Genomic DNA, 18,230 nt, shown 5'->3' on the forward strand with positions numbered 1-18,230 from the left:
CGAATCATGACAATCCGCAACCTCATTGGCTTTATCGCGACGGCCATCATCTTCGTCGTCGCCATTCTGGTCGGGCGCGTCCTGTGGGTTCACTACATGGACGAGCCGTGGACCCGCGACGGCCGCGTGCGCGCCGAAGTGGTGAACATCGCCCCCGACGTCTCGGGCGCCGTGGTCGAACTGCCCGTGAAGGACAACCAGTTCGTGCACAAGGGCGACCTGCTCATGCAGATCGATCCGTCACACTATCAGATCGCCGTGGAGCAGGCCGAGGCGGCCGTCGCCGCGCGCAAGGCCGAGCTGACGATGCGCCAGGACGACGCGCGCCGCCGCGCCGACATGGACAGCGAAGTGGTCTCGGCCGAAAACCGCGAAAACGCCTCGCATACGGCGAACTCGGCACAGGCGCAGTACCAGCAGGCAATCGCCGCGCTCGACGCCGCCAAGCTCAACCTCGAGCGCACGCGCGTGGTCTCGCCGGTGGACGGCTACATCACGAACCTGCAGGTGTTCCAGGGCGACTATGCGATCTCGGGCCAGGCCAAGCTTGCCGTGGTGGACAGTCATTCGTTCTGGGTCTACGGCTACTTCGAGGAAACCAAGCTGCCGCACGTGAAGGTGGGCAACAAGGCCGACATCAAGCTGATGAGCGGCGGCACGCTCCAGGGCCACGTCGAGAGCATCTCGCGCGGCATCTACGACCGCGACAATCCGCAAAGCCGCGAACTGCTCGCCGACGTCAACCCGACCTTCAACTGGGTGCGTCTCGCGCAGCGCGTACCGGTACGCATCCACATCGACAAGGTGCCGGACGACATGGTCCTCGCCGCGGGCACGACCTGCACAGTGGTCGTCAAACCGGGCACGTGATGGAGCCGTGACGGCGCGTACTGCCAGCCGGGCTACGCAAAAGCGCACGCGAACAGGGAACGCCAGTTTGGCGTTCCCTTTTTTTGTTGCTGTGCGCACACGGAGTGTTAGCGATGCCCGCACAGTGCGCCGACAGCGAATCGATGAGCATTGCAAAACATTGCCTTTATCACGTTAAAGCCTATCTCGATTGATACACATCAACGGAAGTTGGTCGGATTACTCGGATTATTCCTATTCCCCACTCTTCCAATTAGCCATCAACGTGATCCTTCGCCTCCATCGTCCTCACGAAATCGGCGCCATCCCGCGGACGACGCGCGACGACGGCGCGGTGCGGGCCTTCGCGCGCCGCGCACTGGCCGGGCTCGCGAAGCGCCAGGCCCTCGCGCCGCAGCGGGTGGTCGTGCTCGGCCTCGGCAATGTTCAATGGGGCGATGCGGGCGTAGGCGTGCTCGCGCTCGAGCGCCTGAAGGCGACCTGGCAATGCCCCGCGCAGGTCGAGCTCGTGGAAGGCGGCACGCGCGGCCGCGCACTCCTGCCCGTCGTCGAATCCACGCAGCGTTTGCTCGTATTCAGCGCCATCGATTTCGGCCTCGAGCCGGGCGCGCTGCGCGTACTCACCGGCGATGCGGCCGCCGAACACCTCTACACGCGCCGTCCGAGCCGGCCCGGCATGGGCTTCGCCGCCGCGCTCGCCTGCGCGCAACTGAGCGGCCGCTCGCCGCGCGAGATCGTGCTGATCGGCGTGCAGCCACAAGGCAGCGACTGTTACGGCGCGGGCTTGTCGAGCACGGTGCGCGCGCAGCTCGATGCGACTGTCGATGCCGCCCGGCTCTGGATGCGCCGCTGGCGCGTCGCACCGCTGCCGCGTCTCGAGCATCCCGAAATCGGCGGCTGAACGCGCGCAGGGGTTGCGCGGGCCTTCCACGCGCCCGGCGGGCGCGCCGCATGCGCCCGTATGAGGAAGTCGGCGAGGAAATCCGCGGGAGAACCCGCGTTGCCCGCCCGCATTGCACTGCACTATCCTGAAAAACTGCGCCAGATCCGGCCAACGGCTGCACCATCAGCACGGGAGGAAGGTAGTCATGCGTTACCGCGATTTTCACCGCGAGTCGGTGGTGAACCCCGACGACTTCTGGCGCCGCGAGGCCGGGCGCATCCATTGGGAGACGCCGTTCGACCAGGTGCTCGACCGCTCGAACCCGCCGTTCGCGCGCTGGTTCCGCGGCGGCCGCACGAACCTGTGCTTCAACGCCGTGGACCGTCACCTCCCGTCGCGCGCGCAGCAGAACGCGCTCGTCTACGTCTCGACCGAGACCGGCATCGAGCGCCGCTACACCTATGCCGACCTGCACGCCGAAGTGAACCGCATGGCCGCCGTGATGCGCACGCTCGGCGTCGCGCGCGGCGAGCGCGTGCTGATCTATCTGCCGATGATTCCCGAAGCCGTGTTCGCCATGCTCGCCTGCGCGCGCCTCGGCGCGATCCACTCGGTGGTGTTCGGCGGATTCGCCGCGCCGAGCCTCGCCGCGCGCATCGACGACGCGAAGCCCGTGCTGCTCGTGACCGCCGACGCCGGCGCGCGTGGCGGCAAGGTGATCGACTACACGCCGCTCGTGGACGAAGCCATGGCGCGCGCCGAATACGCGCCGCCCAAGGTGCTGCTGATCGACCGCCAGCTCGCGCCCGAGCGGCTGAACGCGCCGTATCTCGTCGACTACGAGCCGCTGCGCGAGCAGCATTACGACGTGCAGATTCCCTGCGAATGGCTCGAATCGAACGAGCCTTCGTACATCCTCTACACCTCGGGCACAACGGGCAAACCCAAGGGCGTGCAGCGCGACGTAGGCGGCTACGCGGTGGCGCTCGCGGCATCGATGGAATACATCTTCGAGGGACGCGCCGGCGACACCATGTTCACGGCGTCGGACATCGGCTGGGTGGTGGGTCACAGCTACATCATCTATGCGCCGCTGCTCGCGGGCATGACCACGGTGATGTACGAAGGCACGCCGGTGCGCCCCGACGGCGGCATCTGGTGGCGCCTCGTCGAGCAGCACCGCATCAACCTGATGTTCACGGCGCCGACGGCCATACGCGTGCTCAAGAAGCAGGACCCGGCGCTGCTGCACTGCGCCGATCTGTCGAGCCTGCGCACGCTCTTTCTCGCGGGCGAACCGCTCGACGAGCCCACGGCCGCATGGATCTCCGATGCACTCGGCAAACCCGTCGTCGACAACTACTGGCAGACCGAGACCGGCTGGCCGCTGCTGGCGATCCAGCGCGGCGTCGATCCGCTGCCGCAAAAGCTCGGCTCGCCGGGCGTGCCCTGCTACGGCTACGACCTCGTGCTGCGCAACGAACATACGGGCGAGCCCTGCGCGCAGGGCGAGAAAGGCGTGATCACGCTCAGCTACCCGTTGCCGCCCGGCTGCATGCAGACCGTGTGGGGCGACGACGCGCGCTTCGTGAAAACGTACTGGGACAGCGTGCCCGGCCAGCAGGTGTATTCGACCTTCGACTGGGGCGTGCAGGACAGCGACGGCTACGTGACGATCCTCGGCCGCACCGACGACGTGATCAACGTGGCCGGCCATCGTCTCGGCACGCGAGAGATCGAAGAGGCGATCTCGTCGCATGCGGCAGTCGCGGAAGTGGCCGTGGTGGGTGTGAACGACGCGGTGAAGGGTCAGGCGGCGCTGGCGTTCGTCGTGCTGCGCGACGCGAATACGGCCGCCAGTCCCGCCGATGCACAAAAGCTCGCGGCTTCGCTCACCGCGACGGTGGACCGCCAGCTCGGCGCGATCGGCCGGCCCGCGCGCGTGCACTTCGTGCCGATGCTGCCCAAGACGCGCTCCGGCAAGCTGCTGCGCCGCGCGATTGCGGCGCTCGCCGAAGGGCGCGACCCGGGCGACCTGCCGACCATCGAGGATGCCTCGGCGCTGCAGTCGATTCGCGAGGCGGTCAGCGCAGGCGACAGCTGAGGCCTGCGCGTACGCCCGCTCAGCGTGCGAGCGGGCGGTAGGCGGCCAGGAAGCGCTTGAGGATGCCCGTCGAGTACGTGCCCGCGATATCGGTGAGGAAGCTCGAGAACGAGGTGCTCGCGTGCTCGTCGGCGGTATCGGAGATCGTGCGCACGATCGCGCACGGCACGTCGTACTCGTGGCAGACCTGGGCGATCGCGGCGCCTTCCATCTCGACGGCGAGCGCGTCGGGCAACAGCGCGCGCAGCGCGTCCACGGCCGCCGCGCTCGCCACGAACTGATCGCCGCTGATCACGAGCCCGCGATGCACCTGCGGAAACGCGGTCTCGAAGCGCGGCAGCGCGGCCTTGAAGCGCGCGGTCAACTCCGGCCCCTCCTCCGCGATGAAACGCTCGCACGCGGCGGCGAGCGCCTGCGCCAGCGCATGATCGGCATCGAAGCGCGAGCGCGCGAGCAGCGGAATCTCGTGGCGCGGGAACAGCGGCTCGGCGTTCATGTCGTGCTGGAGCAGCGTTTCGCCCACCACCACGTCGCCCACGTGGACGCCCGAGCCCACGCCGCCGGCGACGCCCGTGAAGACGATCGCTTCCACATCGAACGCATGGATCAGCGCGCTCGCGGTGGCGGCGGCCGCCACCTTGCCGACGCGCGCGAGCGTCACCACGCACGGCGCGCCGTGCACGGTGCCGAGGTGATAGTCACGCCGGCCGAACGTGCGCGTCACGACACCCGATTCGGCCTGCATGGCCGCGATCAGATCGCCGAGTTCCTGGGGCAGCGCGGCGAGCACGCCGAGCGGGCGGGCGGCACTGCCGCTCGCTTGGGTCGAGAGGTTCATCTTCGAATGATTTCCGTCTGGGTCGTTTGAGGCTGACTCGTGCTCACTCCACCGGCTGCAGCTTGGCCACCGCCAGCGCGAGCCATTTCTCGCCGTGCCGCTTGAAGCGCACCTGCGCCTTGGCGTCGGTGCCGCTGCCTTCGAGCGCCGTGATCGTGCCTTCGCCGAACTTCGTGTGGAACACGCCCTGGCCCACCCGGAAGCCCGTCTCGGCGGCGCGCTGCTCGTTGGCGAACGCGGGTGCCGGGCTCTTGTCGGCGATATAGGCGTCGCGCTCGCGACGGCCGCCTTCGCTGCCGCCACTGCCGCCGCCCGGACGCGCGAACCAGTCGCGGCCCCAGCCGGCGTTGTCGGAACGCCCGCCCCAGCGCGCGCCCGCCTCGACCTTGGGCGTGAGCCACTTGAGCGATTCCTGCGGCAGTTCGTCGAAAAAGCGCGAGCGCACGTTGTAGCGCGTCTGGCCGTGCAGCAAGCGGCTCTGCGCGAACGAGATATAGAGCCGCTCCTTCGCACGCGTGATCGCCACGTACATCAGGCGGCGCTCTTCTTCGAGGCCGTCGGCCTCCATCGCGCTGTTCTCGTGCGGGAACAAGCCCTCTTCGAGACCGGTGATGAAGACCGCCGTGAATTCGAGGCCCTTCGCCGCGTGCACCGTCATCAGCTGCACGGCGTCCTGGCCTGCCTGCGCCTGGTTGTCGCCGGCTTCGAGCGACGCATGCGAGAGGAAGCCCGCGAGCGGCGTCATGACGTCGGGGTTCTGCGCTGGGTCGGTGATCGTGGGCGCGTCGAGCACTTCGATCTCGCCGTCCTGCGAGACGATCTCGGGCACCGCGCTCGCGCCCGGGCGCAGCGGGATCGAGCGCGCGGGCGTGTCGAGGCCATAGCCCTCTTCGCTCACGAACGCCGTGGCCGCGGTCACGAGTTCCTGCAAGTTCTCGAGGCGGTCCTGGCCTTCACGCTCGTTCTGATAGAACTCGGCGAGACCGCTCATGCGCACGGTGTATTCGACCGTTTCCGGCAGGCTCATCTGCGCGGTCTCGGCGCGCATCTTCGCGACCAGACTGGCGAACGAACCCAGGCTCGAGCCCGCCTTGCCCGTGACGTACGGAATGGCCGCGGCCATTGAGCAGTTGTAGAGGCGCGCGGCATCCGCCAGCTGCTCGATCGAACGCGCGCCGATGCCGCGCGTGGGGAAATTCACGACGCGCGCGAACGCCGTGTCGTCGTTCGGATTGTCGATCAGACGCAGATACGCGAGCGCATGCTTCACTTCCTGACGCTCGAAGAAGCGCAAGCCGCCATACACCTTGTACGGTACGCCCGCGTTCACGAGCGTGTGCTCGATCGTGCGCGACTGCGCGTTGCTGCGATAGAGGATGGCGATCTCGTTGCGCGCCAGCCCCTGGTTGATGAGCGCGCGAATCTCCTCGACGATCCAGCCCGCTTCCTGCGAGTCGGTGGCCGCTTCGTACACGCGCACCGGCTCGCCGTGGCCCGCATCGGTGCGCAGGTTCTTGCCCAGACGCCGCGAGTTGTGCGCGATCAGGTAGTTGGCCGCATCGAGAATATGGCCGTGCGAACGGTAGTTCTGCTCCAGCTTGATCATGTGCTTCACGCGGAACTCGTTCTCGAAGTCGCGCATGTTGCCGACGTTCGCGCCGCGGAACGCGTAGATCGACTGGTCGTCGTCGCCCACCGCGAAGATCGCGTTGCCCGGCCCCGCGAGCAGCTTGAGCCACGCGTACTGGAGCTTGTTGGTGTCCTGGAACTCGTCCACCAGAATGTCGCGAAAGCGCCCCTGATAGTGCGCGCGCAGCGGCGGGTTGTACGCGAGCAGCTCGTAGCAGCGCAGCAGCAGCTCCGCGAAATCGACCACGCCTTCGCGCTGGCACTGCTGGTCGTACGCTTCGTAGAGTTCGACGAACTTGCGGTTGAAGTCGTCGCTCACGTCGACGTCCTTCGGACGCAGGCCCTGCTCCTTCGCGTTGTTGATGAAGTACTGCAGGTTCTTGGGCGGGTACTTCTCGTCGTCGACGTTCAGGCCCTTCATCAGACGCTTGATGGCCGAGAGCTGGTCCGCGGTGTCGAGGATCTGGAAGGTTTGCGGCAGGCCGGCGTCGCGGAAATGCGCGCGCAGCATGCGGTTGCACAGGCCGTGGAACGTGCCGATCCACATGCCGCGCGTGTCGATGGGCAGGAGCGCCTGGAGGCGCCCCATCATTTCGCGCGCGGCCTTGTTCGTGAAGGTCACGGCGAGGATGGTCGAGGGCGAGGCCATGCCCTGCTGGATCAGCCACGCAATACGCGTGATCAGCACGCGCGTCTTGCCGCTGCCGGCCCCGGCCAGGATGAGCGCCGGTTCGTTGGGCAACGTGACGGCGGCGAGTTGTTCGGGGTTCAGGTTCGCGAGCAGTTCGGGCATGGGCTGAAAAGGAGCGTGACCCCAGGGCGGGACCCCGGGGACGTGGCGCGCGGCACAGGCGCGCCGTCGTTGAATGGCAGACCGCCATTATAAGTGCGCACGCACGCTGCGGCTTGGGTGACCCAAGCGGCACGCCTCGCGCGCAGAACGCCCGCACGACGGCTCGCACCATGGCCCGCCCAGCGCACCAGCTCGGCTGGCGCGTCGGCTCCGGCAGGACTTCCCCTTATAATCGAACGTTTCCGCATCCTTTTTTCGGCAGATTCCACCCATGAGCGACAGCACGCTAGCGAAAAGCTTCGAGCCCCAGACGATCGAGGCCCACTGGGGCCCCGAATGGGAGCGTCGAGCCTACGCCGCCGCGACCTTCGAGCCCGGCCGCAACAACTTCTCGATCCAGTTGCCGCCGCCCAACGTCACCGGCACGCTGCACATGGGGCACGCGTTCAACCAGACGATCATGGACGGCCTCGCGCGCTACCACCGCATGCTCGGCGACAACACGCTGTGGGTGCCGGGCACGGACCACGCGGGCATCGCCACGCAGATCGTGGTCGAACGCCAGCTCGACGCGCAGAAGATCTCGCGCCACGACCTGGGCCGCGAAAAGTTCGTCGAGCGCGTGTGGGAATGGAAGCAGCAGTCGGGTTCGACCATCACGGGTCAGGTGCGCCGTCTGGGCGCCTCGATCGACTGGTCGCGCGAGTACTTCACGATGGACGACAAGATGTCGACCGCCGTGCGCGACGTGTTCGTGCGCCTCTATGAACAGGGCCTGATCTACCGCGGCAAGCGCCTCGTGAACTGGGACCCGGTGCTGGGCACCGCCGTTTCGGATCTCGAAGTCGTGAGCGAAGAGGAAAACGGCAACCTGTGGCACCTGCGCTATCCGCTCACGGACGGCTCGGGCCACCTCACGGTCGCGACCACGCGCCCGGAAACCATGCTCGGCGACACGGCCGTGATGGTCCACCCGGAAGACGAGCGCTACGCGCACCTGATCGGCAAGACCGTGAAGCTGCCGCTCGCGGACCGCGAGATCCCCATCATCGCCGACGAATACGTGGACCGCGAGTTCGGCACGGGCGTCGTGAAGGTCACGCCCGCGCACGACTTCAACGACTACCAGGTGGGCCTGCGCCACGGCCTGCCGATGATCGAGATCCTCACGCTCGACGCGAAGGTCAACGACAACGCCCCCGCCAAATACCGCGGCCTCGACCGCTTCGAGGCGCGCAAGCAGGTCGTGGCCGACTTTGAAGCACTCGGCCTGCTCGACTCGGTGCAGCCGCACAAGCTCATGGTGCCGCGCGGCGACCGCACGGGCGTCGTGATCGAGCCGATGCTCACGGACCAGTGGTTCGTCGCGATGACGAAGCCCGCGCCCGAAGGCACCTTCAACCCCGGCAAGTCGATCACCGAAACCTCGCTCGACGTGGTGCGCAGCGGCCAGATCAGGTTCGTGCCGGAAAACTGGACCACGACCTACTACCAGTGGCTCGAGAACATCCAGGACTGGTGCATCTCGCGCCAGCTCTGGTGGGGCCACCAGATCCCGGCGTGGTACGGCGAGAACGGCGAGATCTTCGTCGCGAAGAGCGAGGAAGAAGCACGCGCGCAGGCCGAAGCCAAGGGCTACACGGGCGCACTGAAGCGCGACGAAGACGTGCTCGACACGTGGTTCTCGTCGGCGCTCGTGCCGTTCTCGTCGCTCGGCTGGCCTGCAGAGACGCCCGAACTGAAGGCCTTCCTGCCCTCTTCCGTGCTGGTCACGGGCTTCGACATCATCTTCTTCTGGGTGGCGCGCATGGTCATGATGACCACGCACTTCACCGGCAAGGTGCCGTTCGACACGGTGTACGTGCACGGCCTCGTGCGCGACGCCGAAGGCCAGAAGATGTCGAAGAGCAAGGGCAACACGCTCGACCCGATCGATATCGTCGACGGCATCGACCTCGAAGCGCTGGTCGCCAAGCGCACCACCGGCCTCATGAATCCCAAGCAGGCCGCGACCATCGAAAAGAAGACGCGCAAGGAGTTCCCGGAGGGCATTCCCGCGTTCGGCACCGACGCGCTGCGCTTCACGATGGCTTCCATGGCCACGCTCGGCCGCAACGTGAACTTCGACCTCGCGCGCTGCGAAGGCTATCGCAACTTCTGCAACAAGCTCTGGAACGCCACGCGCTTCGTGCTGATGAACTGCGAAGGCCACGACTGCGGCTTCAGCAAGCCGGGCGCATGCCAGCCGGGCGATTGCGGCCCCGGCGGCTACACGGACTTCTCGCAGGCCGACCGCTGGATCGTCTCGCTCCTGCAACGCGTGGAAGCCGAAGTCGCGAAGGGCTTCGCGGATTATCGTTTCGACAACGTGGCCAACGCCATATACAAGTTCGTCTGGGACGAATACTGTGACTGGTACCTGGAACTGGCCAAGGTGCAGATCCAGACGGGTACGCCCGAGCAGCAGCGCGCCACGCGCCGCACGCTGCTGCGCGTGCTGGAAACGGTGCTGCGCCTCGCGCACCCGGTGATTCCGTTCATCACCGAAGCGCTGTGGCAGAAGGTGGCGCCGCTCACCGACGCGTACCCCGAGGGTGCCGCCGAAGGCGCAGCATCGATCATGGTGCAGCGTTACCCGGTCGCGGAAGCCAAAAAGATCGACGAAGCCGCGGAACAGTGGGCCGCCGACCTGAAGGCCGTGATCGACGCGTGCCGCAACCTGCGTGGCGAAATGGGCCTCTCGCCCGCCACGAAGGTGCCGCTGCTCGCCACGGGCAACGCCGAGCGCCTCGCGACGTTCGCGCCCTATGCGCAGGCGCTTGCAAAGCTTTCGGAGGTCCAGATCATCGCCGACGAAGCGACGCTCGACGCGGCCTCAGCAGGCGCGCCAGTTGCTATCGTAGGGACGGACAAGCTCGTGCTGAAGGTGGAGATCGACGTAGCCGCCGAACGCGAACGCCTGTCGAAGGAAATCGCCCGCCTCGGCAATGAGGTAACGAAGTGCAAGGCCAAGCTAGGAAACGAGAGTTTCGTAGCAAAAGCACCGCCCGCAGTCGTTGAGCAGGAGCAGAAAAGACTGGCAGAATACCAGGCAACGCTGGACAAGCTGACCGCACAACTCACGCGGTTGCCGGCCTGAGCGCCATATCGGCCAAAGGCTGTAACGCGTCGCGCCGCACCCGCGGCGTCACACGAGCACCAGGACAGGGACAAAAGACATGCTGAAAGTGACAAAAGCGGTATTCCCGGTAGCGGGCCTCGGCACGCGCTTCCTTCCGGCCACGAAAGCCAGCCCGAAGGAGATGCTGCCCGTGGTCGACAAGCCGCTCATCCAGTACGCGGTCGAAGAAGCCGTGGCTGCGGGCATCACCGAGATGATCTTCGTGACCGGGCGCAGCAAGCGCGCGATCGAGGACCATTTCGACAAGTCGTATGAGATCGAGGCCGAACTCGAAGCGCGCGGCAAAGCCAAGCTGCTCGAACTGGTGCGCAACATCAAGCCGAACAACGTCGACTGCTTCTACGTGCGTCAGCCCGAGGCGCTCGGCCTTGGCCACGCCGTGCTGTGCGCGGAAAAGCTCGTGGGCGACAACCCGTTCGCCGTGATTCTCGCGGACGACTTGCTCTACGGCACGCCGCCCGTCATGCAGCAGATGGTCGAGGTGTTCGACCACTACCATAGCTCGGTACTCGGCGTGGAAGAGATCCCGCCCTCGGAAACGCGCTCGTACGGCATTGTCGACGGCAAGGAGTGGGAAGACTCGATCGTCAAGCTCTCGGGCATCGTCGAGAAGCCGGCGCCGGAAGTCGCACCGTCGAACCTCGGCGTGGTCGGCCGCTACGTGCTCAAGCCGCGCATTTTCGAGCATCTGAAGTCGATCAAGCCGGGCGCGGGCGGCGAGCTGCAGCTCACCGACGCGATCCAGTCGCTGCTCGCCGACGAACAGGTGCTCGCCTACAAGTACCACGGCACGCGCTTCGACTGCGGCAGCAAGCTCGGCTACCTGAAGGCGACGGTGGAGTTCGCGCTGCGTCATCCGGAAGTCGGCGCGGATTTCGACGAGTATCTGCGTACGCGCAAGCCGGTGCTGGAAGGCTAAGGCGCCCCCGGTTGAGACCTTCCGCTGTGCGCAAATGAAAATGGCCCGCATTCTCATGCGGGCCATTTCTTATCTGCCGATGCGTTTAGCGCCGGCGCATCAGGAACACGAACGTCTTGTCCTGCTGCGAGCTTTCCACGATCTCGTTGCCGGTTTGCTTCGCGAAGGCGGCGAAATCGCGCTGCGAGCCGGGATCGGTCGCGAGAACCTTGAGGATCTGGCCGCTTTCCATGTCGGCGAGCGCCTTCTTGGCGCGCAGGATCGGTAGCGGGCAGTTCAGCCCGCGCGCATCCACTTCCTTGTGAACCTGAATCTGCATCGGGGTTGGATCCTTCGGTGGCGCACCGTCACGGCGTGAGACGGCGCTGGCAATAGCGTCGATTTTACCGCAGCCACGCCAGCCGCCGCTTGCGTCCCGATCACGGCACGGCTCACAGGGTGACCGCCGCCCCCGTATGCAGCGATTCGCGCAGCGCCTGGCCGATGCGGGTGGCTTCCAGCGCGTCTTCGAGCGTCGCGCCAAGGCTCCCCGCCTGCGTCCGCCCCGCCTTGCGTGCCGCGACTTCGGCGACGAACGCCTGCGCTTCGATCAGGAACGCCTCTTCGAAACGGTCGAAGAAGGTGGGCGTGCAAACGCTGCGCACGCCAGTCGCATCGTAGACATCGACGCGATTCGCGCGCGGGATGCGGCCGATCGCGAGCGCCCCCGCCGTGCCGATCACCTCGCTCGACGTGTCGTTGCCGTGCGCCATCGTGCGCGAGGCGTAAAACATCGCGAGACGGCCGCCCTCGAACTCGCAGATCGCCACGCCGTTGTCCACGTCGCCCGATTCGCGCAGCCCTTCGTGCAGCGCGATTGCGCCTGCGGCGTACACGCGTGTGGCGCGCGGCTTGCCGAGCAGCCAGCGCGCAACGTCGATGTCGTGAACCGTGCAGTCGAGGAAAATGCCGCCCGAAGTCGGCGCGAAGCGCACGAAAAAGCCTTCGGGATCGTTCAGATCGCAGGTCTGCGAGCGCACCAGAAAAGGCTTGCCGATCGCCCCCGCCTGCACGCTTGCGTAGGCATCCTGATAACTTGGATCGAAGCGGCGCATGAAGCCGATGGTCACCTGCCGGTCGGCATGACGACGCGACACGTTCACCACCCGCTCGCATTCGGCCACGTCGAGCGAGAGCGGCTTCTCGCAGAACACGTGCTTGCCCGCTTCGAGCGCCTGCACGATCTGCTCGGCGTGCAATGCCGAAGGCGTGACGAGCCACACCGCATCGACCGCTTGATCGGCCAGCAAATCGGCGTACTCGCCATACAGCCGCGCGGCGGGCAGCGCCTCGCGCGCCCAAGCGAGATCCGCTTCCAGCGGACTGCACGCGGCCGCGAGCGTTGCACCCGGCACGCGATACGCCAGGTTCTGCGCGTGCCGCCGCCCCAACCGCCCAAGTCCCGCCACGCCCACGCGCAACGGCTGGGCACGATCGATTGCCTGCATCCTTGCTCTCCTCGCTTGATCTGCGCTCGCTTCAATCGCCCAGCGTCACGACACGGCCCTCGCGCCACGACAGCGAGGCAGCTTCGGCCAACTCCAGCGCTTTCAGGCCGTCGGCGACCGAGGTGCGCACCGGCACGCCCTGCGTCACGGCTTCGTGAAAGTGCGCCATTTCGCGCGCATAGGCCGCGCGATAGCGTTCGAGGAAGAACGCCTCGGGCACGTCCTGCGCGACAGCGGTCTTCGACCACGCGACCACCTCGGTCGGCTTCATGTTGCCCGCCTGCAGCATGCCCTCGCTGCCGAGCACCTCGAAGCGCTGGTCGTAACCATAGGCCGCGCGCCGCGCCGTGTTGATCTGGCAAAGACGCCCGCGCTTCGTGCGAATCGTCACCGCCGTCGAATCGATGTCGCCCGCGTCGGCAATCGCCGGGTCGGACAGGCAGCTGCCTGTGGCATGCACGCTCACCGCCTCGTCGTCGAGGATCCAGCGGAAGATGTCGAAGTCGTGGATCAGCATGTCCTTGAAGATGCCGCCCGAGTGCTTGATGTACTCGACCGGCGGCGCGCCCGGGTCGCGGCTCGTGACGATCAGCATTTCCGGCGTGCCGATCTCGCCTGCATCGAGGCGCGTCTTGAGCGCGGCGAACGTGGGATCGTAGCGGCGCTGGAAGCCGATCATGGCCACGACGCCCGCGCGCTGAACGGCTTCTGCGCAGGCGCGCGCGCGCTCGATGGTCAGATCGACGGGCTTTTCGCAGAAGATATGTTTGCCCGCTGCCGCCGACTTGAGGATCAGTTCGGAGTGCGTATCGGTGCTCGAGCAAATTACCGTGGCGCCGATCGAAGCGTCGCCGAACGCGGCGTCCACATCCACGACCTGCGCGCCGTGCTGTGCGGCGAGCGCGGCGGCGGCTTCGCGATTGACATCGATCACGTACTTCAGACGCACGCCCGGCTGGCGCGCGAGATTGCCCGCATGAATGCGGCCAATGCGCCCCGCGCCGAATACCGCCACATCCAGCGTTGTCGCTGCGCCGCTTGCTGCACTAGTCATCGTATCCTCCGGTGTCGGTCGATTCTTCCACGTTGAGTTCGAGCCGGTACGCAAGCGCAATGAAGAGCGCCTGGCACAGGCAGAAGGTGCTGGTGAGCGAGCGGAACGCGAACGCGCTCCCTTCCTTCACATAGAGCTGCGCGTTCGCGTGGCGCGCGAGCGGCGAAAGCTGGCTGTCGGTGATGACGAGCGTCCTGGCGTGGTGCTGCTGCGCCACGCGCAGGCAGTACTGCGTTTCTTTGCCGTAGGGTGCGAAGCTGATGGCGATCACCACGTCGCCCTTCTTCACGCCGCGAATCTGTTCGTGGTACATGCCGCCGAGCCCCGAGACGAGGTGCACGCGCTTGCGCGTGTGCTGCAAGGCATAGACGATGTAGCTCGCCACCGGAAACGAGCGGCGCACGCCGATCACGTAGATGTTGTCCGCCTGCTCGAGCATCTTCACGGCTTCGTCGAACTGCGCGCCGTCCAGGCCGGCTTCGAGTTCGTCGAGCCCGCTGCGGCATGCGCCGATGAACTCGCGTGCCACGGCGCCGCCCATGTCCGGGCTCGCCTCGCCTTCCTTGGCGTCGATCAGTTGACGAATGCGCTGCTGATAGCTCGTGGCCGAGGCGCCTTGCCCCGCATAGGCCTGACGGAACACGGCCTGGAGGTCGGAGAAGCCCGAGAAGCCGAAGCGCTGCGCAAAGCGCACCACCGCCGAAGGATGCACGCCGCAGCTCGCGGCAATGTCGCTCGTACGGTCCATCATCACGCTCGCGCGGTGCTGCTCGATGTAGGTCGCGATGCTTTTCAGCTGACGCGGCAGCGCCTCGTAATCGTGGGCGATGCGCTGCATCAATTCGTCTACGCCTGTTACGGCGTCGGTTGTGTCATCCGCCATGATTGTTTTCCTCGGCTGGTTGCCGCACTGCCGCAAAGCCTTACCAGGCTTCGATTCCACGGCATGCCGACGGAGCCGATTATAGGCAGCGCGTCACACGAATGGAACAGATTTTCCATTTTTATTTGCAATGAAATTTTCGTTGCAAGTCGCGAGGCGATGTCCTACTCTTGTCGATGAGCGCGGCAGCTGGTGCAGGTAACAAGCGGCATGTCAAAAGCGCGGCTGCGGCATTCACCCCAAGAACGAACGACAGACCGAGAAAGGTGGAGACAATGACTCAACGCAAGGGCAAGACCATGCTCCGGAGGTTGGCCGCAGTGCTCGCGCTGGCAGCGGGCGTCACAGGTGCGAGCGTGCTCAGCGCGCAAACGGCGCAAGCCGCCGACGGCCATTTCGTGCTGATCAGCCACGCGCCCGATTCCGACTCGTGGTGGAACACGATCAAGAACGCCATCAAGCAGGCCGACGAAGACTGGAACGTCGAGACCGACTACCGCAATCCACCCAACGGCGACATCGCCGACATGTCGCGCCTGATCGAACAGGCCGCCGCGCGTAACTACGACGGCGTGATCGTGACCATCGCCGACTACGACGTGCTCAAGAGCTCGATCGGCAAGGTCACGCAAAAGAAGATTCCGCTCGTGACGATCAACTCGGGCACCGAGGAACAGAGCGAGAAGCTCGGCGCGATCATGCACGTGGGTCAGCCCGAATACGTGGCGGGCCACGCAGCCGGCGAAAAGGCCAAGGCCGCGGGCGTGAAGTCGTTCCTGTGCGTGAATCACTTCGCGACCAACGCCGTGTCGTTCGAACGCTGCCGCGGATTTGCCGATGCGCTCGGCGTGGACTACAAGAGCTCGACAATCGACTCCGGCCAGGACCCGACGGAAATCCAGTCGAAGGTGAGCGCGTATCTGCGCAACCATCCGAACACGGGCGCGATCCTCACGCTCGGCCCGGTGCCGGCGGCCGCCACGCTCAAGGCGATCGACCAGATGGGCCTCGCGGGCAAGGTCTACTTCTGCACGTTCGACTTCTCGGATGACATTGCCAAGGCGATCCGCGCAGGCACCATCCAGTTCGCGATCGACCAGCAGCCGTACCTGCAGGGCTACATCCCCGTGGCCGTGCTCGCGATCGTGAAGAAGGAGCACACCACGGACCCGCAGAAGATCCGCCAGATCCTCGAAGCGAATCCGAAGTTCAAGCAGCGCCTCGAAACCTATGGCCTGCAGCCCTCGTACGGTCCGAAGAACATCCGCTCGGGTCCGGGCTTCATCACCAAGGAGAATCTCGACAAGGTCGTGAAGTACGCAGGTCAGTATCGCTAAGCATTTTTTGTCAGCCACGCGCGGCGGTGGCTAGCATCTTCCGATGCCCATCGCCTCTCGCCAGCCTCGCCGCGCGCCATTCACCGTGTTGCTTCTACTGCAAGGCAGTCGCTTGTGGGGAATGCGCTCGGGTATTTGAGCCAACGCAGACGCGAATGCGCCTGCCACGGCCGATCGCCTTGCACGAGACCAGCGTAAGGCGCTAAAGCACCAACTCTGGTCGATACAGGAGACATCATGGGTGTAGCCGGCAAACACTTCCCCTCGCACGCTCAGGAAGACGGCGCGCAAGACGCGCCCGCGCCGCAGCCAGGCGCCAGCGACGAACGCGTGCGCCGCGAATCGTGGTTCGGCCATCTGCTCGGCCGCCCCGAATTCGCCGCGATTTCCGGCACCGTGCTGGTCTTCGCCGTCTTCGCGATCGGCGCGGGCGGCTCGGGCATGTTCGATCTCGACGGCGTGATGAACTGGTCCCAGGTCGCCGCCTACCTCGGTATCCTGAGCGTCGGCGCGTGCCTGCTGATGATCGCCGGCGAGTTCGACCTCTCCATCGGCTCGATGATCGGCTTCGCCGGCATGATGGTGGCGATCCCCACGATGTACTTCCACTGGCCCATCGCGCTTTCCATTCTGTTCGCGTTCGTGGGCTGCACCGCGCTCGGCGCGCTCAACGGCTACCTCGTAATGCGCACGCGGCTGCCTTCGTTCATCGTCACGCTCGCGTTCCTCTTCATCCTGCGCGGCCTGACGCTTGCGCTCTCGATCATGTTCGCGGACCGCACGATCGTCTCGGGCGTGGGCGACGTGGCCAAAGCCGACTTCGTGACCAACCTGCTTTTTCATGGCACGGCGTTCAAGGGCCTGTTCGTCGCGCTTGCGCATATCGGCATCGGCAGGATGCTCGAAAACGGTCAGCCGCTCGTGCCCGGCGTGCCCAAGGTGATTCTCTGGTGGTTCGCGCTCGTGGCGATCGGCGCATTCGTGCTCGCCAAGACGCGCTACGGCAACTGGATTCTCGCCGTGGGCGGCGACGCCAACGCCGCGAAGAACGTGGGCGTGCCCGTGAAGCGCGTGAAGATTTCGCTCTTCATGCTCACCGCGTTCTGCTCGTGCCTGTTCGCCGTGCTGCAGGTGTGCGACATCGGTTCGGCCGCTGCCGACCGCGGGCTGCAGAAAGAATTCGAAGCGATCATCGCCGCGGTGATCGGCGGCACGCTGCTCACGGGCGGCTACGGCTCGGTGATCGGCGCGGCATTCGGCGCACTCATCTTCGGCGTCGTGCAGATCGGCATCACTTACACGAACATCGATTCGGACTGGTTCCGCGTGTTCCTCGGCGTGATGCTGCTCATTGCCGTGCTCTTCAATCACTATGTGCGCCGCCGCGTCGCGCAATCGTAAGCCGGAGGCTCAAATGTCCGACACGCAAAACACCGCAGACGGCGACACGATTCTCGCGCTCGAGAATGTCAGCAAGTACTTCGGCAAGGTCATCGCACTGAACGGCGTCACATTGCGCTTGAAACGCGGCGAGGTGCACTGCCTGCTCGGCGACAACGGCGCGGGCAAGTCCACGCTCATCAAGACACTCGCCGGCGTGCACCAGCCGACCTCCGGCCAGTACTTCGTGGACGGCAAACCCGTGATGTTCGATTCGCCGAAAGACGCGCTCGATCTCGGCATCGCCACCGTCTACCAGGATCTCGCGCTAGTGCCGCTGCTTTCGGTCGCGCGCAACTTCTTCATGGGCCGCGAGCCGCAAAAGAAGCTGTTCGGCTTCATCAACGTGATGGATCTCGATTCGAGCGCCGCGATCGCGAAGGACCGCCTCGCCGGAATGGGCATCAACGTGCGCGACCCGCATCAGGCCATCGGCACGATGTCGGGCGGCGAGAAGCAGTGTCTCGCGATCGCACGCGCCATTCACTTCGGCGCACGCGTGCTGATTCTCGACGAGCCGACCGCCGCGCTCGGCGTGAAACAGAGCTTCAACGTGCTCAAGCTGATTCACGCCGCACGCGCAAAGGGCATTTCGGTGATCTTCATCACCCACAACGTGCACCACGCCTACCCCATCGGCGACTCGTTCACGCTGCTCAATCGCGGTCGCTCGCTCGGGACCTACACGAAGGACACGATCAGCAAGAACGAAGTGCTCGACATGATGGCGGGCGGTGCGGAGATGCAGAAGATGATCGCCGAACTCGACGGCGCGACCATCTGAGCACGAGCGCACGGCACAGCTCCCAACA

Annotated in this window: 14 protein-coding genes; 8 read left to right on the forward strand and 6 right to left on the reverse strand. The window is 65.7% G+C overall.

Annotated elements, in window-relative coordinates:
* The first annotated feature begins 6 nt into the window (after window positions 1–6).
* The 3 genes from AB4Y40_RS02470 (at window position 7) to AB4Y40_RS02480 (ending at window position 3,857) form a co-directional block, all read left to right on the forward strand.
* Entirely contained in the window at window positions 7–870 is an 864-nt protein-coding gene (locus AB4Y40_RS02470) for an HlyD family secretion protein (protein WP_069268663.1), read from the forward strand.
* Window positions 871–1,135: 265 nt separating this feature from the next.
* Complete coding sequence (locus AB4Y40_RS02475) at window positions 1,136–1,771, forward strand: hydrogenase maturation protease (protein ID WP_368686296.1); 636 nt, start codon at window positions 1,136–1,138, stop codon at window positions 1,769–1,771.
* 187 nt (window positions 1,772–1,958) lie between these two features.
* Window positions 1,959–3,857 carry a propionate--CoA ligase gene (locus AB4Y40_RS02480; protein WP_368686297.1) on the forward strand — a complete coding sequence of 633 codons (1,899 nt, stop codon included), beginning with the start codon at window positions 1,959–1,961 and terminating at the stop codon, window positions 3,855–3,857.
* A 19-nt stretch (window positions 3,858–3,876) separates the two neighbouring features.
* On the opposite strand, the gene AB4Y40_RS02485 is transcribed toward AB4Y40_RS02480, so the two are convergent.
* On the reverse strand, window positions 3,877–4,695 hold the full coding sequence (locus AB4Y40_RS02485) for a 5'-methylthioadenosine/adenosylhomocysteine nucleosidase (protein ID WP_368686298.1): 819 nt from the start codon (window positions 4,693–4,695) through the stop codon (window positions 3,877–3,879).
* 43 nt (window positions 4,696–4,738) lie between these two features.
* On the reverse strand, window positions 4,739–7,117 hold the full coding sequence (locus tag AB4Y40_RS02490) for a UvrD-helicase domain-containing protein (protein ID WP_368686299.1): 2,379 nt from the start codon (window positions 7,115–7,117) through the stop codon (window positions 4,739–4,741).
* A 271-nt stretch (window positions 7,118–7,388) separates the two neighbouring features.
* Here AB4Y40_RS02490 and AB4Y40_RS02495 point away from each other — a divergent pair, with 271 nt between their 5' ends.
* Both AB4Y40_RS02495 and galU read left to right on the forward strand, forming a co-directional pair.
* Window positions 7,389–10,256 (forward strand): valine--tRNA ligase, encoded by a 2,868-nt coding sequence (locus tag AB4Y40_RS02495; RefSeq protein ID WP_368686300.1) that lies wholly within the window; start codon window positions 7,389–7,391, stop codon window positions 10,254–10,256.
* Window positions 10,257–10,335: 79 nt separating this feature from the next.
* Entirely contained in the window at window positions 10,336–11,217 is an 882-nt protein-coding gene (galU, locus tag AB4Y40_RS02500) for a UTP--glucose-1-phosphate uridylyltransferase GalU (RefSeq protein ID WP_028208043.1), read from the forward strand.
* An 85-nt stretch (window positions 11,218–11,302) separates the two neighbouring features.
* Here the strand turns inward: galU and AB4Y40_RS02505 are convergent, their stop codons facing one another.
* From AB4Y40_RS02505 to AB4Y40_RS02520, 4 genes are all read right to left on the reverse strand, one after another.
* A complete protein-coding gene (locus AB4Y40_RS02505) occupies window positions 11,303–11,530 on the reverse strand; it encodes a sulfurtransferase TusA family protein (RefSeq protein WP_028208042.1) in 228 nt (75 codons plus the stop codon).
* A gap of 118 nt (window positions 11,531–11,648) precedes the next feature.
* On the reverse strand, window positions 11,649–12,704 hold the full coding sequence (locus AB4Y40_RS02510) for a Gfo/Idh/MocA family oxidoreductase (RefSeq protein ID WP_368686301.1): 1,056 nt from the start codon (window positions 12,702–12,704) through the stop codon (window positions 11,649–11,651).
* Between the two features lie 31 nt (window positions 12,705–12,735).
* Window positions 12,736–13,758, reverse strand: a complete 1,023-nt coding sequence (iolG, locus tag AB4Y40_RS02515; protein ID WP_342945962.1) for an inositol 2-dehydrogenase — start codon at window positions 13,756–13,758, stop codon at window positions 12,736–12,738.
* The gene (locus AB4Y40_RS02520) at window positions 13,751–14,641 is read right to left on the reverse strand and encodes a MurR/RpiR family transcriptional regulator (protein WP_368682850.1); all 891 of its coding nucleotides are present in this window, start codon (window positions 14,639–14,641) and stop codon (window positions 13,751–13,753) included. Before AB4Y40_RS02520 ends, iolG begins: the two co-directional genes overlap by 8 nt.
* 275 nt (window positions 14,642–14,916) lie before the next feature.
* Here AB4Y40_RS02520 and AB4Y40_RS02525 point away from each other — a divergent pair, with 275 nt between their 5' ends.
* The 3 genes from AB4Y40_RS02525 (at window position 14,917) to AB4Y40_RS02535 (ending at window position 18,202) form a co-directional block, all read left to right on the forward strand.
* Window positions 14,917–15,978, forward strand: a complete 1,062-nt coding sequence (locus AB4Y40_RS02525) for a sugar ABC transporter substrate-binding protein (protein ID WP_368686302.1) — start codon at window positions 14,917–14,919, stop codon at window positions 15,976–15,978.
* 237 nt (window positions 15,979–16,215) lie between these two features.
* A complete protein-coding gene (locus AB4Y40_RS02530) occupies window positions 16,216–17,379 on the forward strand; it encodes an ABC transporter permease (protein ID WP_342945963.1) in 1,164 nt (387 codons plus the stop codon).
* A gap of 13 nt (window positions 17,380–17,392) precedes the next feature.
* Window positions 17,393–18,202: an ATP-binding cassette domain-containing protein gene (locus AB4Y40_RS02535; protein WP_069268674.1), complete on the forward strand. Its 810-nt coding sequence runs from the start codon at window positions 17,393–17,395 to the stop codon at window positions 18,200–18,202.
* Window positions 18,203–18,230: the final 28 nt, after the last annotated feature.

It is taken from the genome of Paraburkholderia sp. EG287B (assembly GCF_040965595.1).
GTDB lineage: Bacteria > Pseudomonadota > Gammaproteobacteria > Burkholderiales > Burkholderiaceae > Paraburkholderia.